Annotated in this window: 21 protein-coding genes and 3 tRNA genes; 14 read left to right on the plus strand and 10 right to left on the minus strand. The window is 56.6% G+C overall.

Annotated elements, in window-relative coordinates; genetic code table 11:
- Positions 1–95: 95 nt before the first annotated feature.
- The 4 genes from prfC to AB8W27_RS17820 all read right to left on the minus strand — a co-directional run bounded on the left by prfC (position 96) and on the right by AB8W27_RS17820 (position 3,297).
- Positions 96–1,685, minus strand: a complete 1,590-nt coding sequence (gene prfC, locus AB8W27_RS17805) for a peptide chain release factor 3 (RefSeq protein WP_012815183.1) — start codon at positions 1,683–1,685, stop codon at positions 96–98.
- A 91-nt stretch (positions 1,686–1,776) separates the two neighbouring features.
- Positions 1,777–2,454, minus strand: coding sequence for a pyrimidine 5'-nucleotidase (gene yjjG, locus AB8W27_RS17810; RefSeq protein WP_012815182.1), 678 nt, complete (start codon positions 2,452–2,454; stop codon positions 1,777–1,779).
- A 20-nt stretch (positions 2,455–2,474) separates the two neighbouring features.
- Positions 2,475–2,918 carry a ribosomal protein S18-alanine N-acetyltransferase gene (gene rimI, locus AB8W27_RS17815; protein WP_041923158.1) on the minus strand — a complete coding sequence of 148 codons (444 nt, stop codon included), beginning with the start codon at positions 2,916–2,918 and terminating at the stop codon, positions 2,475–2,477.
- On the minus strand, positions 2,887–3,297 hold the full coding sequence (locus tag AB8W27_RS17820) for a DNA polymerase III subunit psi (RefSeq protein ID WP_012815180.1): 411 nt from the start codon (positions 3,295–3,297) through the stop codon (positions 2,887–2,889). The genes rimI and AB8W27_RS17820 overlap by 32 nt, the downstream gene beginning before the upstream one ends.
- Before the next feature lie 105 nt (positions 3,298–3,402).
- Between AB8W27_RS17820 and rsmC the strand changes: the two genes are divergently transcribed.
- The 4 genes from rsmC (at position 3,403) to AB8W27_RS17840 (ending at position 4,878) form a co-directional block, all read left to right on the plus strand.
- Positions 3,403–4,431: a 16S rRNA (guanine(1207)-N(2))-methyltransferase RsmC gene (gene rsmC / locus AB8W27_RS17825; RefSeq protein WP_012815179.1), complete on the plus strand. Its 1,029-nt coding sequence runs from the start codon at positions 3,403–3,405 to the stop codon at positions 4,429–4,431.
- 130 nt (positions 4,432–4,561) lie between these two features.
- Positions 4,562–4,646, plus strand: a tRNA-Leu gene (locus AB8W27_RS17830).
- 32 nt (positions 4,647–4,678) lie between these two features.
- Positions 4,679–4,763, plus strand: a tRNA-Leu gene (locus AB8W27_RS17835).
- Between the two features lie 30 nt (positions 4,764–4,793).
- Positions 4,794–4,878 (plus strand) — tRNA-Leu (locus tag AB8W27_RS17840).
- An 84-nt stretch (positions 4,879–4,962) separates the two neighbouring features.
- Here AB8W27_RS17840 and AB8W27_RS17845 read toward each other — a convergent pair.
- Positions 4,963–5,244: a DUF1435 domain-containing protein gene (locus tag AB8W27_RS17845; protein WP_041923157.1), complete on the minus strand. Its 282-nt coding sequence runs from the start codon at positions 5,242–5,244 to the stop codon at positions 4,963–4,965.
- A 197-nt stretch (positions 5,245–5,441) separates the two neighbouring features.
- Between AB8W27_RS17845 and AB8W27_RS17850 the strand changes: the two genes are divergently transcribed.
- Positions 5,442–6,509, plus strand: a complete 1,068-nt coding sequence (locus AB8W27_RS17850; protein ID WP_041923156.1) for a sensor domain-containing diguanylate cyclase — start codon at positions 5,442–5,444, stop codon at positions 6,507–6,509.
- A gap of 108 nt (positions 6,510–6,617) precedes the next feature.
- A complete protein-coding gene (gene fhuF, locus AB8W27_RS17855) occupies positions 6,618–7,406 on the plus strand; it encodes a siderophore-iron reductase FhuF (RefSeq protein ID WP_041923155.1) in 789 nt (262 codons plus the stop codon).
- Positions 7,407–7,436: 30 nt separating this feature from the next.
- On the opposite strand, the gene AB8W27_RS17860 is transcribed toward fhuF, so the two are convergent.
- Positions 7,437–8,783 carry a PTS cellobiose transporter subunit IIC gene (locus AB8W27_RS17860; RefSeq protein ID WP_012815175.1) on the minus strand — a complete coding sequence of 449 codons (1,347 nt, stop codon included), beginning with the start codon at positions 8,781–8,783 and terminating at the stop codon, positions 7,437–7,439.
- A gap of 395 nt (positions 8,784–9,178) precedes the next feature.
- Here AB8W27_RS17860 and AB8W27_RS17865 point away from each other — a divergent pair, with 395 nt between their 5' ends.
- On the plus strand, positions 9,179–9,637 hold the full coding sequence (locus AB8W27_RS17865; RefSeq protein ID WP_007767211.1) for a YbaK/EbsC family protein: 459 nt from the start codon (positions 9,179–9,181) through the stop codon (positions 9,635–9,637).
- Positions 9,638–9,710: 73 nt separating this feature from the next.
- Here AB8W27_RS17865 and bglJ read toward each other — a convergent pair whose 3' ends face one another.
- Complete coding sequence (gene bglJ / locus AB8W27_RS17870) at positions 9,711–10,364, minus strand: DNA-binding transcriptional activator BglJ (RefSeq protein ID WP_041923154.1); 654 nt, start codon at positions 10,362–10,364, stop codon at positions 9,711–9,713.
- Positions 10,328–11,044, minus strand: coding sequence for a LuxR C-terminal-related transcriptional regulator (locus AB8W27_RS17875; protein WP_012815173.1), 717 nt, complete (start codon positions 11,042–11,044; stop codon positions 10,328–10,330). The genes bglJ and AB8W27_RS17875 overlap by 37 nt, the downstream gene beginning before the upstream one ends.
- Before the next feature lie 527 nt (positions 11,045–11,571).
- Here AB8W27_RS17875 and AB8W27_RS17880 point away from each other — a divergent pair.
- The 7 genes from AB8W27_RS17880 to opgB all read left to right on the plus strand — a co-directional run bounded on the left by AB8W27_RS17880 (position 11,572) and on the right by opgB (position 18,012).
- Positions 11,572–12,348 (plus strand): threonine/serine exporter ThrE family protein, encoded by a 777-nt coding sequence (locus AB8W27_RS17880; RefSeq protein WP_012815172.1) that lies wholly within the window; start codon positions 11,572–11,574, stop codon positions 12,346–12,348.
- Positions 12,339–12,812 (plus strand): threonine/serine exporter, encoded by a 474-nt coding sequence (locus AB8W27_RS17885; protein ID WP_007767205.1) that lies wholly within the window; start codon positions 12,339–12,341, stop codon positions 12,810–12,812. Before AB8W27_RS17880 ends, AB8W27_RS17885 begins: the two co-directional genes overlap by 10 nt.
- Before the next feature lie 65 nt (positions 12,813–12,877).
- Positions 12,878–13,336: a MarR family winged helix-turn-helix transcriptional regulator gene (locus tag AB8W27_RS17890; RefSeq protein ID WP_041923153.1), complete on the plus strand. Its 459-nt coding sequence runs from the start codon at positions 12,878–12,880 to the stop codon at positions 13,334–13,336.
- Between the two features lie 80 nt (positions 13,337–13,416).
- The gene (locus AB8W27_RS17895) at positions 13,417–13,845 is read left to right on the plus strand and encodes an organic hydroperoxide resistance protein (RefSeq protein WP_007767203.1); all 429 of its coding nucleotides are present in this window, start codon (positions 13,417–13,419) and stop codon (positions 13,843–13,845) included.
- Between the two features lie 222 nt (positions 13,846–14,067).
- Entirely contained in the window at positions 14,068–14,613 is a 546-nt protein-coding gene (gene dnaT / locus AB8W27_RS17900; RefSeq protein WP_012815170.1) for a primosomal protein DnaT, read from the plus strand.
- A gap of 2 nt (positions 14,614–14,615) precedes the next feature.
- Complete coding sequence (dnaC, locus tag AB8W27_RS17905) at positions 14,616–15,353, plus strand: DNA replication protein DnaC (RefSeq protein WP_007767201.1); 738 nt, start codon at positions 14,616–14,618, stop codon at positions 15,351–15,353.
- Positions 15,354–15,720: 367 nt separating this feature from the next.
- Positions 15,721–18,012: a phosphatidylglycerol--membrane-oligosaccharide glycerophosphotransferase gene (opgB, locus tag AB8W27_RS17910; RefSeq protein ID WP_012815167.1), complete on the plus strand. Its 2,292-nt coding sequence runs from the start codon at positions 15,721–15,723 to the stop codon at positions 18,010–18,012.
- A gap of 9 nt (positions 18,013–18,021) precedes the next feature.
- Here the strand turns inward: opgB and AB8W27_RS17915 are convergent, their stop codons facing one another.
- On the minus strand, positions 18,022–18,981 hold the full coding sequence (locus AB8W27_RS17915) for a diguanylate cyclase (RefSeq protein ID WP_041923152.1): 960 nt from the start codon (positions 18,979–18,981) through the stop codon (positions 18,022–18,024).
- Between the two features lie 216 nt (positions 18,982–19,197).
- On the minus strand, positions 19,198–20,985 hold the full coding sequence (locus AB8W27_RS17920; protein WP_012815165.1) for a sensor domain-containing diguanylate cyclase: 1,788 nt from the start codon (positions 20,983–20,985) through the stop codon (positions 19,198–19,200).
- Positions 20,986–21,113: the final 128 nt, after the last annotated feature.

Genomic DNA, 21,113 nt, shown 5'->3' on the forward strand with positions numbered 1-21,113 from the left:
ACAGCTGAGAAAGCAGGAATTTAAGAACATTCCGCATCGCGGAAAAAGGGCGGGGAAACGAGACAGGACGCGGGCTGGCCGCGTCCTGAAGGGGATTAGTGCTCGCGTGTTTTACGGAAGGTTACATCCGGGTAACGTTCCTGCGTCAGGTTGAGGTTGACCATGGTCGGCGCGATGTAGGTCAGGTTATCGCCGCCGTCCAGCGCCAGCTGGATCTCATTCTTACGCTTAAACTCTTCGAATTTCTTCGCGTCGTCGCAATCCACCCAACGGGCCGTCGACACGTTGACCGATTCGTAAATCGCCTCAACGCTGTATTCGCTCTTAAGACGCGACATGACGACATCAAACTGCAGCACACCGACCGCGCCGACAATCAGATCGTTGTTGGAAAGCGGACGGAACACCTGCACCGCGCCCTCTTCCGACAGCTGAACCAGCCCTTTCAGCAGCTGTTTCTGTTTGAGCGGATCTTTCAGGCGGATACGGCGGAACAGTTCCGGGGCGAAGTTCGGGATACCGGTGAACTTCATGGATTCACCCTGCGTAAAGGTGTCGCCAATCTGAATGGTGCCGTGGTTGTGCAGACCGATAATATCGCCCGGGTAGGCTTCTTCCACGTGCGAGCGGTCGCCCGCCATAAAGGTTAGCGCGTCGGAGATAACCACATCTTTACCGGTACGCACCTGGCGCAGCTTCATGCCTTTCTCATAGCGACCGGACACCACGCGCATGAATGCCACGCGGTCGCGGTGTTTCGGGTCCATGTTGGCCTGAATTTTAAACACGAAACCGGAGAACTTCTCTTCGCTCGCCTCAACCACACGGCCATCGGTCTGACGCGGCATCGGCGCAGGCGCCCACTCCACCAGACCATCCAGCATATGATCGACGCCGAAGTTGCCGAGCGCGGTCCCGAAGAATACCGGGGTGATTTCACCGCTCAGGAACAATTCACGGTCGAACTCATGCGAGGCGCCTTTCACCAGCTCCAGCTCGTCGCGCAGCTGCGCGGCCAGCTCGTCGCCGACGGCCTGGTCCAGCTCCGGGTTGTCCAGCCCTTTAACGATGCGGACTTCCTGAATGGTATGACCCTGACCGGTCTGGTACAGGTAGGTTTCGTCTTTATAAAGGTGGTAAACCCCTTTAAAGAGTTTGCCGCAGCCAATCGGCCAGGTGATCGGCGCGCAGGCGATCTTCAGCTCATTTTCCACTTCATCCAGCAGCTCCATTGGATCGCGGATGTCACGGTCGAGTTTGTTCATGAAGGTCAGGATCGGCGTGTCGCGCAGACGGGTGACTTCCATCAGCTTACGGGTGCGATCCTCAACGCCTTTTGCGGCATCGATAACCATCAGGCAGCAGTCCACCGCCGTCAGCGTGCGGTAGGTATCTTCCGAGAAGTCTTCGTGGCCCGGGGTGTCCAGCAGGTTAACGAGACAGTCATGGTAAGGGAACTGCATCACGGAGGTGGTAATAGAAATCCCACGCTGCTTTTCCATTTCCATCCAGTCCGATTTGGCATGCTGGTTGGATCCGCGGCCTTTCACCGTACCGGCGACCTGAATCGCCTGTCCGAACAGCAGCACCTTTTCAGTGATCGTCGTTTTACCGGCGTCCGGGTGCGAAATGATGGCAAAAGTGCGGCGCTTGGCCACCTCTTGCAAATAAGGAGACAACGTCATAATCAATCTTCTGTGTAAGCGCGCGGCCAGGCGCCACGCGGCGAGTGAGCGAAAAATGCGGCTATTTTACCCATCTGCCAGGGTCAGACAATCATTGTTTACACAGCAGTTGCTCCAGTTCACTTAACGAGGTGACCTGCCAGGTCGGGGCGATATCTTCCGGCAGCGTGCGTCCGTGGTGGTTAAGCCAGCAGGTCGCGAGCCCGGCGTTGATGCCGCCCAGAATATCGGATTCCGCCGTGTCGCCCACCATCAGCACGCGCGAGCGATCGGGATTGCCCATTTTCTCCAGCGCATAGTCGAAGATTTCCGGGGCGGGTTTCGCCACGCCGACCTGTTCAGAGATAACCAGTAAATCAAAATAGTCGCGAAAACCGGTGCGCTCAAGACGGATCTGCTGAAGCGCCGTGAAGCCGTTAGTAATGATGCCAAGCTTTACTTTGCCCTTGAGCGATTCCAGCAGCGACGCCGCCCCTGGCAGCGGCGCGCAGATCTCCGCCATCGCGTTTAAAAACGCGCTGTTCAGATCGCCTGCCGGCACGCTCAGGCGATCGGCCCAGCCCTGAAAACGCTGGTGCTGCAGCTGTAACGCGTTGATAGCGCCGTTCTGGTAATCGACCCATAGCGGCTTATTCACGGCCTGGTAGTCGTGAAAATCCTGTTCGGTAAACGTTACGCTGTAGTCCAGGAACATGCGCTGCAGGCCGCCAAAGGCGTCGAAAGTAAACAGCGTTTCGTCAGCGTCAAAAAGAATCCAGTCCCACTTCATTACGTCACCTTTCTTGATTATCAGCCCAACGGTAGCGCCATGATGATGGCGTCTTCGCGCCCGTCGGACGTCGGGTAATAGTTGCGGCGAATCGTCGCCTCGTTAAAGCCCAGGCTTTCATAGAGCGCGCGCGCCGCGTGATTCGAGGCGCGCACTTCGAGCCAGAGCGTCAGCACGCCGCGCGTCTCCAGCGCCTCGATAAGATGCAGAAGCAGCGCACGGCCAAGGCCGCGACGCTGAAACGCCGGGTCGACCGCGATATTAAACAGCGTGGCTTCATCCAGCACGACCTGGGTAATCGCAAACGCGGCCATTTTACCGTCGACATCAAGGCGCAGATTCAGATAGCGCTCGCCCTGGTTGCTGGCGAAGGTTTTTTCGCTCCAGGGAAACGCATGGGCGCGCTGTTCAATCGCGAACGCCGCCGCCAGATCAGCGCTCTGGAGTAAGGAAATCATCTTCATGCTCGCAAATTTGTTGCCAGAGATCGGCGCGCGCCGGGCCGCTGCGCTGTAGCGTTTCCAGCCCCGGCGTCACCAGCCGGATACCGGGCAACTCAGGCGTCGCGTCCACGCCCAGACACCAGCTGTTGCAGTGGGCGTCATGCAGCATCGCCACGCGATCGGGGGTTAACTGCATCACCTGGTCGGCAGTAAGCGCCAGCGCGCGCAGCACATCTTTAATGAACGGCTGTGCAAGCGGCGGCGGCTCGGCGGCCACCATGACCAGGCGGATATGAGGAGGCAGCACAATGGCGATTTCACCCAGCAGCGCGGCGGGTCGACGCAATACCCACTGGGTAATGCCCAGTTGCTGTAATCGCCAGTCTCGTCGGGATGTCATAGGGATGCCTGAATCAGTGCCGAAGGGGCGCAAATATAGCAAATCCGTCGAACATGCGCCAACAAACCACTATAATCGCCCCTCAAGTTTCCGAAGGAGTGTTTCATGTCTGGTTTTTCCCCGGCAAGCGAAGTTCTGCTGCGCCACAGTGATGATTTTACCGAAAGCCGCGTTCTGTTTGCCGGCGATATGCAGGATGACCTGCCGGCGCGTTTTGATACCGCGCAAAGCCGCGCGCATACGCAGCAGTTCCACCACTGGCAGGTGCTGAGCAAGCCGATGGGCGATAACGCGCGCTACGGCCTGGTCGCCGACGCCGATATCGTGGCGGACAGCGATACCCTTATTTACTACTGGCCGAAGAACAAACCGGAAGCCCAGTTCCAGCTGATGAATCTGCTGTCGCTGCTGCCGGTCGGCACCGATATTTTCGTCGTCGGCGAAAACCGCAGCGGCGTACGCAGCGCCGAGGCGATGCTCGAAGCCTATTGTCCGCTGAATAAAATCGACAGCGCGCGCCGCTGCGGGCTTTATCATGGCCGTCTCGAAAAACAGCCGGAATTCAATGCCGACGGCTGGTGGGGCGAATATCAGGTCGATGAGCTGACCATCAAAACCCTGCCGGGCGTCTTCAGCCGCGACGGGCTGGATGTCGGCAGCGATCTACTTCTCTCAACCCTTTCGCCACATACCAAAGGCAAAGTGCTGGATGTCGGCTGCGGCACGGGCGTGCTGGCGGCGGTGCTGGCGAGCCATTCGCCGAAAGTGCGACTGACCCTGTGCGACGTGAGCGCGCCTGCGGTAGAGGCGAGCCGCGCGACGCTTGCCGCGAACGGTTTTGAAGGCGAAGTCATCGCGAGCAACGTCTTCTCGGAAATCAAAGGCCGCTTCGACATGATTATCTCCAACCCGCCGTTCCACGATGGCATGGAGACCAGTTTTGAAGCCGCGCAGACGCTTATCCGCAGCGCTGTACGCCATCTGAATATCGGCGGCGAGCTGCGTATTGTGGCCAACGCGTTTCTGCCCTATCCCAATGTGCTGGACGAAACCTTCGGCAACCACGAAGTGCTGGCGCAAACCGGCCGCTTTAAGGTTTATCGCGCCGTAATGGGCCGCAACGCGAAGCGTTAAGCCTGTTCACGCGTCGAATGCCGCTTTTTGCACCATTCAGAAAAGCGGCATGCAATTAAGTGTTGACGAAGTCCAGAAAACATCTAGAATGCGCCTCCGTGGTTGCAATACTTCCCGGTATTGCTGGTATGCGAAGGTGGCGGAATTGGTAGACGCGCTAGCTTCAGGTGTTAGTGTCCTTCGGACGTGGGGGTTCAAGTCCCCCCCTCGCACCAAAGACCACGCAAGAAAGTATCGCTCGCACTGCGCGAAGGTGGCGGAATTGGTAGACGCGCTAGCTTCAGGTGTTAGTGTCCTTCGGACGTGGGGGTTCAAGTCCCCCCCTCGCACCAATGCGATGGCGATACGATAAAAGAGACAGTGCGAAGGTGGCGGAATTGGTAGACGCGCTAGCTTCAGGTGTTAGTGTCCTTCGGACGTGGGGGTTCAAGTCCCCCCCTCGCACCACTTCTTTTATCACTTCTTCTGCTTCCCTCTGCTTTTCCCTGGGTTTATTTCTCGTTATTCCTCAACCGTTTTCCCGTGCTTGTCTTAGTTCAGCGCCAGATGCAGATGCGATACGATCAGCATTAATCCGCTGGCGAAAGCGATGCAGGACGGCAGTAACACATAATGTCGCAGGCGTGGATGATAGAGCATGCCGACAGTCGCCAGCAGCGCCAGTATAATAATGCCGCGCCACGCCTCCCAGCTCAGTTCCTTCCAGGCCAGCATCGCCACCAGCGTGCCTGGCAAAATGACGGCCCAACCACTTTCCAGTCGCCTGTACAACATCGTTTCGCCTCTCGTATCGATAATGATAAACAATATCATATGATATAAATTCTCATTTGTCAGCGGATATGAGTTTAGCGTCGCTTTACTTAAGTTAAGAGATAATGACATACCGGAATGAAGGTGATAAATTAGCCGCTCTGGTTAAGAAAATTCTTACTCCCTGTTTCGCGGTATAATAAGCCTCTGTTTTATCCGGCTTTTATAAAAACCTGATAGCGCTAAATAAGTCACCAATGGATATGACTGCAAATAACTGGCGAGCCCTGACGGAAGAAAAATATCAGCTCTCCCTGAAACTCTTTCTGTTTCTTAATCTTTTTTCCGCGCTGTTTAATCTCGTGGATCCGCTTTACCATTATCCGCATATTCCCTGGCCTGCCTTGGGTGTCATCGGGCTGTGCGGCGCCCTGCTACTGCCCGCGAGAACGCGCGTTTTTAGTCTGAAGGCGACTTACCTGACAGCGCTAATCACGGGCGCGTTATGGTCGGTAAATATCTGGCTGAAAAGTCCGTGGTGCGTTTTTCACGACGGTACCTGCCTGCTTATTACTTTACTCGGCACGCTGTTTATTGCCGCGCTGTCCTTTATAAATATGCCCGGTCCGTTTATCGCGTTTTGCGTGCCGGTTACCGCTACGATCCTGTGGCTGGATAAAGCCCAGCATCCTGTTCTTTATGCTTATACATTGATCCTGCCCTTTGTAGGGCTGGTTATCCGGCACTTCATCGCCAGTCGCAGCGATATTTCCGCCCGTAAAATGGTGCAAAAGTTAATAGACGAAAAAGCGACCCTCAACGATCTCAGCATGATGGATCCGCTGACCGGCCTCTGTAACCGCCGCGGCTTTCAGAACCGCTTCGATAATCTGCCGCCCGACGCCGGACAACTGTTTGTACTGCTGATGGATATCGACCATTTCAAAGCCTATAACGATCATTACGGCCATATGATGGGCGACCAGGCGCTGACGCGTGTCTCGGCGGCGATCCGCGATGCCGTGCGCTCACGTGATATTGTCACCCGTTATGGCGGCGAAGAATTTATGGTGTTATTAACCGAGGCGGATGAAGCGCGTGCGCGCCTTGCAGCCGAACGCATTCGCCAGCGGGTTTACGATCTGCGTATTCCGCATATGTTTAATGAAAGCGTGGCGACCAACGTCACCCTGAGCATCGGTATCGCGCCGCTGGAAAATGGCGATATTGACGACGCGCTGCGCCGCGCCGATGAAGCGCTCTACGCCGCTAAAGATAAAGGCCGCAACCACATTCTGTACCACGACGCCCGTCGCGCCGCCTGAACTCAGGCGCGGCGGCGCCGGGTTTCTGGTCAAAGAACTTGCTATCGTTTCAGCCTATAGTTAGGATTGGCAATCATTATCATTTAGATTTGCTGTTCAAAAAACGCTATGGCTTATCGCTCTCTTCACGCTGTTGATGAATTACTCTGGCGCGCTCCGCTGCATCGTCCGCCTTCGACGCTGGCGTTGCGTCTGCGTGACGCGTTTACGACGCACCGCGCGCATTTTCACGACATCATGAAGCTGGACGAAACGCCGCCTTCTGCGGCGCTGAGCTTTAGCGAATGGTCGCAGCCTTCGACGCTCGCCACCTTAATGGCGCTCTACTCCGATCACATCTACCGCAATCAGCCGGGCGCGGTACGTGAAAATAAACCGCTGAAATCGCTCTGGGCGCAGTGGTATCTGGGCTTGCTGGTGCCGCCGCTGATGCTGGCGCTGTTGACGCAGCCGCAGGCGCTGGATCTGAGTGAAGAGAATCTCGCGGTCGAGTTTCACGAAACGGGCCGCGCGGCCTGCTTTTATTTGACGGTGGAAGAAGCTGCCCGCGCAACCACCCTTTCGGCGCGCGAACGGCTGGAGAAGCTGCTGCTGGATGTTATAACGCCGGTCGTTGAAGCGCTGGAAGCCTCCGGCGATATTAACGGCAAGCTTATCTGGAGCAATACCGGTTATCTCATTAACTGGTGTTTTGGCGAATGGCGAGACTGGCTCGGCGAAGAGACCGTTAACGCGCTGCGCCAGAGCTGCTTTTTCGACAAAACGTTGCTGAATGGACAGCAAAATCCGCTGTTTCGCACCGTGGTGCTGCGCGAAGGATTACTGGTGCGCCGCACCTGCTGCCAGCGCTATAAGCTGCCTGACGTGCAGCAGTGCGGCGACTGTACGCTCAAATAGTCAACGGCGGGTCTCCCCGCCGTGTTCTCATCAGGCCGCCTGTTCGCCGGACCCTTGCGCCTCCTTCAGCGCCTCTTCCGCTTCCTGCGCCAGCAACTGTTTCTCGTAGACTTTAAAGAACGGGAAGTAAATGATGGCCGACACCACCGCAAGCGCAATCACCAGCAACGCGGCGCGGAAATCCCAGCCCAACGCCCAGGCCGCGCCGATCGGCGCAGGCGCGGTCCACGGAACAACAGAAATCACGCGTCCGATTAAATCAAATTTCATCGCCGCCCAGGCCAGCACCGCGTTCAGCATCGGGGCCAGCAGAAACGGAATAAAGAAAACCGGGTTCATTACGATGGGCGTGCCGAAAATCACCGGCTCATTGATGTTGAAAATGCTGGGCACGATACTCAGACGCCCTATCGAGCGCAGATGCGCGGAACGGCTTCGCAGATAGCAGAACACCAGCCCCATCGTCGCCCCCGAGCCGCCAATCACAATAAAGAAGGTCCAGAACGCTTCCATAAAGATGTGCGGCAGCGGCGCGCTTTGCGCAAGCGCCGTCTGGTTAATCCCGAGGTTGGTCAGCCAGAACATTTGCAGCATGCCGGAGACAATCGCCGCGCCGTGAATACCCGCAAACCACAGCAGATGCCCAATCAGCACTGCCAACAGAATAGCGGGCAGCGAATCGGCCGCTGAGACCAGCGGCTTGAAGATAGCCATGATCGCCTGCGGGATCAGCAGGTCGAATTGCGCCTGGATAAACAGGCTCAGCGGATAAAGCGTCAGTACGACCACCAGCACCGGGATCAGCAGATCGAAGGAGTTTTTAATCATCGGCGGCACCTGGTCCGGCAGACGTATGCCGATGTTATGCGCCTTCAGAAAGCGCATCATCTCCACACAATAAATCGCTACCAGAATCGCGGTGAAAATTCCCGTGCCGCCGAGGCTGTCTACTGGCAGCGTCCCTTTGGTTTTCGGCGCGGCCACCAGCATAAACGCCATCAGCGACAGCATCGCGCACATGAAAGGGTCCAGCTGATGCGACTTCACGTAGTGTTTGCCGAGGTTATAGGCGATAGCGGCGCAGATGTAGAGAGACATGATCCCCATCGTCATATCAAACGGCGTGAGGATCTGCCCTTCAAACTGTTTCGCCAGATCCAGCCACGCGCGGGCAAAGCCCAGCGTAGTGTCCGGTGAAAAAGGCGGGTAAGCGAACACCAGTAAAAACGAGCCGACAATCATAAATGGCATGGCGGAGATAAACCCGTCGCGAATGGCCATGACATGGCGCTGCGCGGAAATGCGGGAAGCTATCGGGCTGACATAGTTTTCAACAAAGCGAAATATCACATCAAAGGCAGCATGGTTGGCAGACATGGCGGTCTCCTGTCAGGCAATCAACGTGAATACGCGGCGAAAAGCCGACGCGCATCATCCCATAATCCATTGAACTGAAAACCGTAACCGGGTGCGTGTCTCTGCTTCCTGCGCAGTGAAATCTTCCGGGCTGCAACGGTGATTAACTGCCTTGCCAGCGGCGTAACTGAGAAAGAAAGGTTTCATAGACGGCTCTTATTATTGGTTACAGAGGGAGGTTACTTAACCAGTATTAATCCGCTATGGCTGCTCTGCAACCGGTTACAGTAACCGGTTTCTTTGATTGTGAAGGAGATCCAGAAAACGCCGGATAGCCGCAGAAAAGCGCTTTTCCGATAATTTACAAAACCTGGTGCGGTATGCCAGATTAGGACAGCTATTTTCAGGAGAAATAAATGAGTCTGGAATCCGTGCGGCAATTTTTTGTCGAAAACGCCCCCGATATTGAAATCATTGAGCTCAACCAGAGCACCGCCACCGTCGCGCTGGCCGCCGCCGCCCATCAGGTTGAACCGGGTCAGATAGCCAAAACGCTTTCGCTGAAAGTGAAAGATGAGGTGATTCTGGTGGTCGCCAAAGGCGACGCGCGGCTGGATAACAAAAAGCTGAAAACCACGTTCGGCGCGAAAGCTCGCATGCTGAGCTGCGATGAAGTCGTCACCTGGACCGGACATCCGGTCGGCGGCGTCTGCCCGTTTGGGCTGGAAAACGCGCTGGCTGTCTATTGCGATGTTTCACTGCGCCAGTATGACGAAGTGCTGCCCGCTGCGGGCGCTATTCACAGCGCCGTGCGTATTTCGCCGACTCGTCTGGCGGAACTAACCCAGGCGCAGTGGGTTGATGTCTGTCAGTAAATGATGCCTGTGACGCCCGACCGGCGCCCGTCGCGCCGTCAGGTTTGCCTGTGATGACACACCTGCCGCAGGCTTAAAATAAACCTGCGCGGTGCAAAAGAATATCCGCCGCATTCAGCAAGCCGGCATCGGTATGTACCCCGAGCTTGAGCATCGCATTAAATTTATGCGCGCGAATGGTTTTGATATTGCGCTCCAGCCGGCAGGCAATCTGCGACACCGAATAGCCATCCGTCAGGTAGCGCAGGATAATCCGCTCGGTCGGGCTCAACAGCCGCGATCCCTGGCTGGCGTACCAGATTTTATGGGGCGATTCGCTCACCCGGGCCGAATCGCTCATCGCGGACATCAGTTCATCGGTAAAGCGCGACAGCGTCTCAGATTTATCAATAATCCCCTGTAGCGGCGTCGGAGAAAGCTGGCTTATCAGTTTCGCCTCATTCACGTTATTGACCATCACAATACGCTTCATGCGCGGCCAGGCTTTCGCCATTTCACTGACAAACTGCAAACAGTCACGTCGGTGCTCACGCGTACCTTCTAGCGAAAAAATGACAGTGGAAAAGTGGCGATATGTCAGCGCCTGAATAAACGCATGATGGTCGGAGAATATTTCCAGGCGGCATGACGTCGAATTATTTACCTGCAACAGCGATCGTACTCCTTCGCCGCTCATTACGCATTTTTCAATTAGCGCAACGTTTCGTTTTTCGACTCCGTGTTCCATTCAGCCTGTTCCTTATGTAATGAAAGCAAATTTAATTCCTTTAAACCCTGCAAGCTGCTTATCCATGCATACATTTCTGCATTGCCGCGCAACGATAAGCGCCGCATGGCACTGTTTTTCTGCGCGCTGATGGTTTTATTGCTTTTTTTCAGCATCTGGGCGATTTGATTTATTCCCCAGCCTTTACCGAGCAGACGTAATACTTGTTTTTCAGAGGTGGTCAGCATCACGGCTGCCGCAGGTTCTTTTTCCTGCGCCTGACGCGGCGTTACTAACATCTGGCTTACCCGTTCGGCTTTTTCACGTCCGAGCTGAACTGCGTTAACGACGCCTTCTACCGGTTCCGCCGTGGAAAGGAGCGTCGTCTCCGGGCGCATCAGCAGTTGTACCGCCATACTGAACGACGCGGCGGGCACAAGGAAAATCCAGTGTACGCCGGGCGCCTGCGCCACCAGCGAATAGTAAGCCTCACATTCGCGGCGGGCCTCCTCCGGTGCGCAGGGCAATTCGGCCAGCACCATATCGACCGGGTTAAGTAATGGCAGCGTTATATCCGCGCTGCTGTTGTAGTGATAAAGCTCGGTTTCCGGAAAATGACGGCTCATAATGGCCGCCAACCCGGTATGCACAACGGGGATCTGGCTAATGATAATGCCTTGTTTGCAACGTCCTGGTAACATATTTCCTCCGGTTATATCCTTCCGGCCAAACATATTTAAAAATCATTTATGAGATGATATAAAAATAAACCTCAACCTCTAAATAAAGAAAAAAACAGCGCAGACAGCGTATGCAGATAATGTATATAAGTGGACAAAAAGAATTTCCCGTCCGGGTAAACATCGGCATTCTATGAACCCTTTATTTTACTGTCAACGACAAAAAAGGCGAAAAATACGCCGCCAGTGATTAAAGGATATTCTCATAGTAAAAAGATAAAAAATGTCTATTTATAGACACCAAGTTAATATCGATTAAATTAATTTCACCGTGTCGCCAGCGTACATTTAATTAATTGCGTAAATAAGGATGCGGACTGCCATCCCCGCTTAAACTGGCGCCAGTGTCTGCCCATCCGCGTCGCACGCGCCCATAAACCGTGCTGCAAAATGCAGCAAGCTTGATCTGCCTCCACGGCCTCGCCTCGCGTCGCATGTTAATAATGGACACTTCTGGCGCGCGGGCGCCTTTTTCACCAGGACCGGATATGGAAGCGGATGCTTTAGCGCAGCGGGACGTGACCCGTTTGTGTATTCAGTGCGGGCTTTATTTATTACAGCATGGCGCGGAAAGCGCGCTGATTGAAGAGCTCACCACACGGCTTGGCCGCGCGCTGGGCATGGACAGCGTGGAGAGCTCCATTTCCGCCAACGCGATTGTCCTGACGACTATTAAAGATCACCACTGCCTGACGACGACGCGGAAAAACATCGATCGCGGCATCAACATGCACATGGTGACCGAAGTGCAGCACATCGTCATCATGGCCGAACATAAGCTGCTGGACCGGCACGACGTGGAGAAACGCTTCTCGCAGCTCAAACCCCTGCGTTACCCGCGCTGGCAGGTGGTGCTGATGGTGGGCCTCTCCTGCGCCTGCTTCTGCAAAATGAATAAAGGCGGCTGGGACGGCGCGTTGGTCACGTTTATCGCCAGTACGCTGGCGATGTATGTCCGCCAGGCGCTGACGCAGCGCCACCTCCATCCGCAAATCAACTTCTGCCTGACGGCTTTTGTGGCGACGACCGTCTCCGGCCTGCTGCTCGCGCTGCCGGCGTTTGCCAGTACCTCCGCCGTAGCGATGGCCGCGAGCGTCCTGCTTCTGGTGCCAGGGTTTCCGCTCATCAACGCGGTGGCGGATATGTTTAAAGGTCATGTAAATACCGGTCTCGCCCGCTGGGCGATGGCGAGCCTGCTGACGCTCGCCACCTGCATTGGGGTAATTATGGCGATGGCGTTATGGGGGCTTCGGGGATGGATGTGATTCGTATTATTACGCTGATGCTGGAAGATATGCTGCTCTCCGCCATTCCGGCGGCGGGCTTTGCGATGGTGTTTAACGTACCGCGCCGCGCTCTGCCCTGGTGCGCGCTGCTGGGCGCCGTCGGTCACGGTTCGCGCACCGTGATGATAATGATGGGGCTGAATATCGAATGGGGCACGTTTCTGTCGGCGATGCTGGTTGGCTGCATTGGCATCCAGTGGTCGCGCTGGTATCTGGCGCACCCGAAAGTCTTTACCGTCGCGGCGGTGATCCCGATGTTTCCCGGCATCTCGGCGTATTCGGCGATGATCTCCGCCGTGAAAATCAGTCACTTCGGTTACACCGATGCGTTAATGATCTCACTGGTGACTAACTTTCTTAAAGCAGCCTCAACCGTCGGCGCGCTCTCTATCGGACTGTCGCTGCCAGGCCTGTGGCTCTATCGAAAACGTCCACGTGTATAACGCCTATCACAGCAACAGTTAAAAACTAACTTGCAATTAAATCGTGCACTACTTATATTGAAAACATGAAGACGACACAAGAACAAGGCGCGGCCGGGCTCACGCTGGATTTAGACAACCAGCTCTGCTTCGCGCTCTACTCGACAAACCTGGCGCTGCATAAAATTTATCGCCAGTTACTGACGCCGCTTGGGCTGACCTACCCGCAGTATCTGGTCATGCTGGTGCTGTGGGAGCAGGACGACGTTACGGTTTCTGAGATTGGCGAGCGGCTGTATCTGGACTCCGCCACGCTCACGCCGCTGTTAAAGCGGATGGAAACGGCAGGGCTTCTGATGCGCCAGCGCTCGCGCCAGGATGAACGACAAGTGATGGTGACGCTCACTGACGCAGGCCGGCAGTTAAAGGCCGAGGCCCGCAGCATACCGGGGTCAGTGCTCTGCGCCACTGCGTGTGACAAAGACACCTTGCTGGATCTTAAAGCTCAGCTCGACGATTTACGCCGTAATCTGCATCAGTCGTAAACGCCATCTCCGGATGGCGTGAAAGCACCAAATAAGTAGCACGCGATTAAATAGCCTAAAACTTAAATAAGGAATATTGCATGTCTTTAGAAAATGTCATCTACCGTGCCAAAGCAAAAGCCACCGGAGGCCGCGACGGCCGCGCCACCTCGTCTGACGGCGTGCTGGATGTGAAGCTGGGCGTACCGAAAGAGATGGGCGGCATGGGCGGCGACGTCACCAACCCGGAACAGCTGTTTGCCGCGGGCTACTCCGCCTGCTTCCTGGGCGCGATGAAATTCGTCGCCGCTCGCGACAAAATCGCGATGCCGAAAGACGCGTTTATCGAAGGCGAAGTCGGGATCGGCCCGCTGCCGACCGGTTTTGGCATCGAAGCGAAACTGAATATTCACCTGCCGGGGATGGACGCGGCAGAAGCACAGAAACTGGTCGATGCGGCGCATATTGTCTGCCCGTATTCTAACGCGACCCGCGGCAACATCGACGTCACACTGAACATCATTGCCTGACGCTATCCCCGCTAACGGGGAAGCTTAAAATAAAAAAACGAAACTGCCCTCACCAGGGGACGCGGAGCGCGCCAGATGTCATGGCGCGCTCTTTTTTTACGTGCGTTTCCGCGCGCCAATAAGCTCAAACCCCGCCGCTGACTATGCTACTATGAAAGAATTATCGCCTCTGCTGGCCATTTATGCGCCAGTGTCTGATAACGCTTTGATTGAGAACGTTTTATGTCTTCCAGAATCCTGACCCCAGATGTCGTTGATATTGACGCCTTCCGGCGCAATCCCGGCAGCGCGCTGGCGCACGCCGAACGTGGGGCCGTGGCGGTGTTTGATAACAATGCGCCCGCATTTTATGCCGTGACGCCGGCGCGCATGGCGGAACTGCTGGCGCTGGAAAAACAGCTCGCCGCGCCCCGCTCCGATGTCGCGCTGGAAGCGCAATTTTTTGACGAAGGCAACGACGTCGCCCAGCCTGTCCCGGTGCCGATGGGCAAATTCGCCATGTATCCGGGCTGGCAGCCCGATCCCGAATTTCAGCGTATGGCCGCGCTCTGGGGCATCCCGCTGGCGCAGCCGGTGACCAGCGAAGAGCTGGCCTCCTTCGTCGCCTACTGGCAGGCGGAAGGCAAAGTCTTCCACCACATCCAGTGGCAGCAGAAGCTGGCGCGCAGCATTCAGATGAACCGCGCCACCTTTACGTCATCGGCCCGACGCGACGTCAACGCCATCGCGCAGCCGGACGACCATATTCCTGACGGCTTTCGAGGGTAAAGATGAAAAACGTCACTGACCTGATGATGCGCCTGAAGCGGCTGATGCCGCCCGACGTCACGCCCGCCTTTAAAACCGGCGAAGAGCTTATCGCCTGGCAGCAGGAGCAGGGGCGGATCCGCTCAGAGGCCATCGAGCGTGAAAACCGCGCGATGAAAATGCAGCGCACCTTTAACCGTTCCGGCATTCGTCCGCTGCATCAGAACTGCTCGTTCGATAACTACCGCGTCGAAAACGACGGGCAGATGAACGCCCTCAGTAAAGCGCGCCAGTATGTCGAAGCCTTTGACGATAACATCGCGAGCTTTGTCTTCGCAGGCAAACCGGGCACCGGCAAAAACCATCTTGCCGCCGCCATCTGTAATGAACTGCTGCTGCGCGGCAAATCGGTGATGATCATTACCGTCGCCGATATCATGTCCGCCATGAAAGACACCTTCAGCAGTCGCGAAACCAGCGAAGAACGGCTCTTAAAAGATCTGAGCAGCGTTGATCTTCTGGTGATCGACGAGATCGGTATGCAGAGCGAATCGCGCTACGAGAAAGTGATCATCAACCAGCTGGTGGATCGCCGTTCATCATCCAAACGACCGACCGGCATGCTGACTAACCAGAATATGGATGAGATGACCAAACTGCTCGGCGAGCGCGTGATGGATCGTATGCGCCTTGGCAACAGCCTGTGGGTCAATTTCAACTGGGACAGCTACCGCAGCCGCGTCACCGGTAAAGAGTACTAAACCACGCCGTTTTTACGGGGCGCATTTTCTGCGCCCCGGCACTCCCCTTCCCTGCCGTCTCGCTTGCGTTTTTATGCCACTACAGTGAAATCTTCGCTGTCATAAAATTTTCATAAAAGAAGCTGCTTTTCACCGTCTCTGCTCCCTGTCCATTACTAAACACCCTTTTCCCGCTCGCGCCCTGCGCTATGCCGCGCCACAGGCGTTGAGACACGGTTCAAAAATTTGCATTTCTAAACCTTGTCTGAACTGATCCACAGAAAGATGACGCTAAAATTGTACGAATATGACAGTAAAGTTATATTTCGCCCTTAAAAAAGCGGTTTAACGTCAACGGGCCTGGCGCCTTCGCTGCGAGGATGTGGTGTTGTCAGAGTGGCTTTCGGTACTTTTCTTTATCGCCTCCGTGGCGATTTACGCCTATAAGGCGGGTCGTAACACCTGGTGGTTTATCGCCACCCTGGTGGTGTTAGGGCTGTTTGTTATCCTGAATCTGACGCTGCTCGCCAGCAACTATTTCACCGGCGACGGCATTACCGACGCGGTGCTCTATACCCTGACCAGCAGCCTTACCGGCGCGGGCGTCAGTAAATACATTCTGCCCGGCATCGGGCTGGTCGCGGCGCTGCTGGCGGTCTTCGGGCTGCTGACGTGGATTTTGCGCCGCCGTCGCCATCTGCCTTATCACTTCGGCTACAGCTTCGCGGCGCTTATACTGGCGCTCGCCTCGGTGGACGCCAGCCCGGCGTTTCGCCAGATAACGGAACTGGTGAAATCCCAGACCGCCGAGGGCAGTCCGGATTTCGCGGCGTACTATAAAGAGCCGCAAAAGCGCATCGAGAACCCGCAGCTCAACCTGGTCTATATCTACGGCGAGAGCCTGGAGCGCACCTATTTTGACGACGAGGCATTCCCGAACCTGACGCCGGATCTGGGCGCGCTCAAAAACGAAGGCATCGATTTCAGCCACACCGCGCAACTGCCCGGCACCGACTACACCATCGCCGGTATGGTCGCCTCCCAGTGCGGCATCCCGCTCTTCGCGCCCTTTGAGGGCAACGCGTCCGCCTCGATGTCGAGTTTCTTCCCGAAGAACATTTGCCTTGGGGATATCCTGAAAAACTCCGGCTATGAAAATTACTTTATTCAGGGCGCGAACCTGCGCTTTGCCGGAAAAGATGTGTTCCTGAAATCTCACGGCTTCGACCATCTTTACGGCGCCGAGGAGCTAAAAGGCGTGGTGGCGGACCCGGCCTATCGCAACGACTGGGGCTTCTATGACGACACCGTGCTGGACGAGGTCTGGAAAAAATACGAAGCCCTGTCAAAAGCGGGTAAACGCTTTTCACTCTTTACGCTGACGGTCGACACGCACCACCCGGACGGTTTCGTGTCGCGCACCTGCAAACGTAAGAGCTACCCGTTTGAAGGCAAGCCGAACCAGTCTTTCAGCGCGGTGAGCTGCAGCCAGGAGCACGTCGCGGCGCTTATCAACAAAATCAAAGCCTCGCCCTATTTTAAAAACACCGTCATCGTGGTCTCATCCGATCATCTGGCGATGAACAACACCGCGTATAAATATCTCAGCAAACAGGATCGCAATAACCTGTTCTTTATTCTGCGCGGCGACCAGCCGCAGCAGGATGTGATCGCGGTGAAGCGCAACACGATGGATAACGGCGCGACGGTGCTGGATGTTCTCGGCGGGGATAACTATCTGGGTCTCGGGCGCAGCAGCCTTTCCGGCCAGTCGCTCTCGACGGTGTTCCTGAATATGAAATCGAAAGTGCTGGCGTGGAAGCCCGATATCATCAGCCTGTGGAAATTCCCGTCGAAAATAGACAGCTTCACGGTCGATACGCAAAAACAGACCATCGCCTTCTCCGGCAGCCATTTCCGCCTGCCGCTTTTGCTGCGCGTGTCGGATAAACGTATCGAGCCGCTGCCGGAGAGCGAATACTCCGCGCCGCTGCGCTTCCAGCTGGCGGATTTCGCCCCGCGCGATAACTTCCTGTGGGTGGATAACTGCTACAAAATGGCGCGCCTGTGGGCGCCCGCGCTGGCGCTCTCTACCGACTACTGCGTCTCGCAGGGCCAGCTTGGCGGCGAGCAGAAGGTACAGCGGGTGGATAAAGCGACGTGGCAAGGCAAAGCGGCGTTTCGCGATACGGTCATCGACGCCGCGCGCTACCAGCGCAACGTAGAAACGCTCAAAGTGATGGATAACGACATCCGCTATCAGGCCGACAGCTTTATCTTCAACGTGGCGGGCGCGCCGGAAGAGGTCAGACAGTTCTCCGGGATTTCCCGCCCGGAATCCTGGGGCCGCTGGTCTAACGCGCAGCTCGGCGAGGAAGTGAAAATCGAATATAACCAGCCCCTGCCGGAGAAATTCGATCTGGTTATCACCGCCAAAGCGTTTGGCCCGAACGCCGGGAAACCGGTGCCGGTGAAAGTGGGCGACAGCGAACAGACGCTGACGCTCGGCAATGAGGTTTCCACCACCACGCTGCATTTCGAGAACCCGACGCGCAGCAGCACGCTGGTGATTGTGCCGCCGGACCCGCAGTCAACCAACGAAGGCAACATTCTCGGCCATTCGCCACGCCGTCTTGGCATCGGCATGGTATCCATCAAGGTGATTAACGCGAGCGGGTGATCCCGCTCGTTACTCGATCCGCTTTCTGCGCTTCTCGGAATACATCACGTTGTCGCTCTCTTTGATCATCTCCAGCAGCGAATCGTAACTCCCCGAATCGCGATGCAGCATCCCATACGAGTAGTTGATGTTGTAAGGCTTGCCGGCGCGCTGGTTATGCGCGTCCAGGCTCGCGCGCAGATTATTAAGAAACGGCTGCGTATCGCGCTCGCGGGTCAACAGCACGGCAAATTCATCCCCGCCCAGCCGCCCGGCGATATCTTTCGGCCCCAGATGCTGGCGCAACTGGCTGGCGAACACTTTCAGCACTTCATCGCCCTCCGCGTGGCCCCACAAATCGTTGATGGGTTTAAAACGGTCAAGATCGAAATAGAGAATGCTGAATGGCTCGGTGTTCTCCTGTAACGCGCTAAACCGTTTTTCGCCGCTGCGGTAAAAGCCGCGGCGATTCGGAATGCCGGTCAGGCTGTCGGTCATCGCCATGCTGATCACGTGAAACTCATCTTCGACGATAAACGCCAGGTCTTTCAGCGTGGCGATATCCTCGTCGCTGAAATCGCGCGGCGTGCCGTCAATAATACAGAGCGTGCCGACCACCGCGCCGTCCGGCAGACGCACCGGGTAGCCCGCGTAAAAACGGATAAACGGCTCGCCGGTGACCAGCGGATTATCATGAAAGCGCGCATCGAGACGGGCATCATTCACGATAAACGGCCCCTCCTGCAAAATGGCATGTCCGCAAAACGAGACGTCGCGCGTGGTTTCGCGCGTGTTCAGCCCCTGACACGCCAGCAGCCACTGGCGGTCGCGATCGAGCAGGCTAATCAGCGCTACCGGCACCTGAAACAGCTTTTTCGCCACCCGCGTTAAGCGCTCAAAACGCTCGTCATCCCTGGTATCGAGCAGGTCCATCATATACAGCGACTTCAGCCGCTCTTCTTCGTTTTCCGGGATACCAGGAAATTTCATGTACTCTCTCCGCGTCAATAGCAGCGCGCCCGCCTCTCAAAAAGGGGATTCTGCCAGAAAATATATCGTGGTAAATGGATGAGTATAGGAAGGAAAAGGAGGTGTTTGCGAAACAGCAGCCCGTGCGCCGGATAATTCGCGTAACACTTTTCAACGTCCACACGCCTGCGCCACTCTTTGCGCGCCGCGAAATTCAGACTAACCGCAGCCGCGCGCTCAGGCGCCTGGCTTGAGCCGGTTCGCCACCACAATACGCGAGCGGCCCATCTCTTTGGCAAGGTAGAGCGCGATATCGGCGTTCTTCACCAGGCTTTCGCGCCGTGCGTGATCGGGCCAGGTGGCGAGGCCAATAGAGACCGACACCGGGCCAAGCTCCTGGCCGTTATAGCGCAGCGACAGCTCGCCCACCTGCGTCAGCATGCGGGTGGCCAGCGCATGGGCCTGCGCCTGCGCCATGCCGGGCAGCAGCACCAGAAACTCTTCGCCGCCGTAGCGAAACACCTGCGCCGTATCGCCCGGCACCGTACGGATAGTTCGCGCCACGTCTTTCAGCACCGCATCGCCCGCGTCATGACCATACTGGTCATTGAGCGCCTTGAAGTAATCAATGTCGATCATCAGGCAGCTCACCGGCGAGCCGGTCGCCTCCGCCTGGCTGATACAGGCGTGCAGCGCGTCTTCCAGGTGATAGCGGTTGCGCAAACCTGTCAGCGAATCAAACATCGCCTTTTCGGTTAACTCATCGCGCAGCTTCTGATTGGCGAGCGCCAGCGCCAGCGTCTCGGCCATCAGCTCCAGATAGACGTAAGGCGGCTCCTGCTCCTCACTGATTTTTTCAAACGACAGCAGCCCGATGGTTTCATTCTGGGCGATAAGCGGCACGCAGATGGCCCGCATGGCGGCCGCAGGCGGCAAATGCTTACAAGGAATATCGACCAGATCGCGGCCAGGGCTGTGCGTCTGTCCGCGCCGTAGCGCCCAGCATTCATCCGGCGTAAACGCCGTGTCGCCGCCGGAGGCCTCAAGCCAGCGGGCGGCGCAGAGCATCAGATGGTCGCGCGCATCGAGCACATAGAGCCTGCCCGCCAGTCCCGGCGCGATTTGCGGCGCAAACAGCCGCACCAGCTCAATGATATCGCTGCGCGACTCGCTGCCCTGCAGACGCTGGGTCATACGCGACAGCAGCCGCCGGATGGCCCAGTCGGCGTCGCGCTCCTGCTCCAGACGCTGGCGCACCAGGCCATTTTCACGAAACACATGGATAGCCTGCGCCATGTCGCCAATCTCATCCACCTGCTGCAACAGCGGCGCTTCCACCGCGTAATCCTGCGTCGCCAGCCGGTTGACCACATCGCTCAGCTTCACCACCGGCTGCAGAATACGGCGCTTGAGGATAAACCCGAGCACAAAGAGAAACAGCAGCGCCGTCAGCGCCACCATGATTTCTGAAAGCGTGCGCAGCCGCAGCGAGGCGTCCGTCGCCGCCTGGATGGTCGCGCCGGCGCGCTGATCCAGCAGGCTGCGGAAATGCGCGAACTGAAAATCTACCCGATCCAGCTCGCGTTCATAGTTCACGCCAAACATCAGTTGCAGGGCGCGCGCGTTATCGCCGCGCGCCACCGCCTCCATCGCCTGGTGCTGTTCATCCTCAAGCTCGCGCGCCAGCGCGATGCCCTGGCGTAAATGCTCCAGCTCCTCAGGCGCGGCGCCAAGATCACGCAGCCGCGCCAGATGCGCTTCATCTTTATCGGTCTGGCTTTTCTTCGCCCGCCAGGCCGCGAGATCTTCCGGCCTGCGCTCCACCACGTAGACGCGCGCCAGCTCGGTCAGCGCGTAGGTTTCCTGCTCCACCGTTTCCGTCAGCCTGTCGAATGCCGCGCTTTGCCGCACAGCCGCCCGCTCCGCCTTATCGGCGTCGGAAGCCATCATCAGCACCACGCCGGAAGCGAGAGTCAGCGCGACCGTCGCGCCATAGGCAAAGTTGGTAATGGTTGCGATGCGCACAGAGGATCCCGTTCGTTAACAAGAGGGCTGAACATGACCAGGCAAGCCTCAGCAGGAGAGGCGCCCGGTTTCATTGTTTGACTGAACAGATAAATTATAGAAGTCGTTAACCGATTCTTAATATAAAT

It is taken from the genome of Cronobacter turicensis (assembly GCF_041222865.1).
Classification (GTDB): domain Bacteria; phylum Pseudomonadota; class Gammaproteobacteria; order Enterobacterales; family Enterobacteriaceae; genus Cronobacter; species Cronobacter turicensis.

Bases quoted from the DNA above. Each gene is read 5' to 3' on its own strand.
- prfC (WP_012815183.1), bottom strand. From the start codon at position 1,685: ATGACGTTGTCTCCTTATTTGCAAGAGGTGGCCAAGCGCCGCACTTTT.
- yjjG (WP_012815182.1), bottom strand. From the start codon at position 2,454: ATGAAGTGGGACTGGATTCTTTTTGACGCTGACGAAACGCTGTTTACT.
- rimI (WP_041923158.1), bottom strand. From the start codon at position 2,918: ATGAAGATGATTTCCTTACTCCAGAGCGCTGATCTGGCGGCGGCGTTC.
- AB8W27_RS17820 (WP_012815180.1), bottom strand. From the start codon at position 3,297: ATGACATCCCGACGAGACTGGCGATTACAGCAACTGGGCATTACCCAG.
- rsmC (WP_012815179.1), top strand. From the start codon at position 3,403: ATGTCTGGTTTTTCCCCGGCAAGCGAAGTTCTGCTGCGCCACAGTGAT.
- AB8W27_RS17845 (WP_041923157.1), bottom strand. From the start codon at position 5,244: ATGATATTGTTTATCATTATCGATACGAGAGGCGAAACGATGTTGTAC.
- AB8W27_RS17850 (WP_041923156.1), top strand. From the start codon at position 5,442: ATGGATATGACTGCAAATAACTGGCGAGCCCTGACGGAAGAAAAATAT.
- fhuF (WP_041923155.1), top strand. From the start codon at position 6,618: ATGGCTTATCGCTCTCTTCACGCTGTTGATGAATTACTCTGGCGCGCT.
- AB8W27_RS17860 (WP_012815175.1), bottom strand. From the start codon at position 8,783: ATGTCTGCCAACCATGCTGCCTTTGATGTGATATTTCGCTTTGTTGAA.
- AB8W27_RS17865 (WP_007767211.1), top strand. From the start codon at position 9,179: ATGAGTCTGGAATCCGTGCGGCAATTTTTTGTCGAAAACGCCCCCGAT.
- bglJ (WP_041923154.1), bottom strand. From the start codon at position 10,364: ATGGAACACGGAGTCGAAAAACGAAACGTTGCGCTAATTGAAAAATGC.
- AB8W27_RS17875 (WP_012815173.1), bottom strand. From the start codon at position 11,044: ATGTTACCAGGACGTTGCAAACAAGGCATTATCATTAGCCAGATCCCC.
- AB8W27_RS17880 (WP_012815172.1), top strand. From the start codon at position 11,572: ATGGAAGCGGATGCTTTAGCGCAGCGGGACGTGACCCGTTTGTGTATT.
- AB8W27_RS17885 (WP_007767205.1), top strand. From the start codon at position 12,339: ATGGATGTGATTCGTATTATTACGCTGATGCTGGAAGATATGCTGCTC.
- AB8W27_RS17890 (WP_041923153.1), top strand. From the start codon at position 12,878: ATGAAGACGACACAAGAACAAGGCGCGGCCGGGCTCACGCTGGATTTA.
- AB8W27_RS17895 (WP_007767203.1), top strand. From the start codon at position 13,417: ATGTCTTTAGAAAATGTCATCTACCGTGCCAAAGCAAAAGCCACCGGA.
- dnaT (WP_012815170.1), top strand. From the start codon at position 14,068: ATGTCTTCCAGAATCCTGACCCCAGATGTCGTTGATATTGACGCCTTC.
- dnaC (WP_007767201.1), top strand. From the start codon at position 14,616: ATGAAAAACGTCACTGACCTGATGATGCGCCTGAAGCGGCTGATGCCG.
- AB8W27_RS17915 (WP_041923152.1), bottom strand. From the start codon at position 18,981: ATGAAATTTCCTGGTATCCCGGAAAACGAAGAAGAGCGGCTGAAGTCG.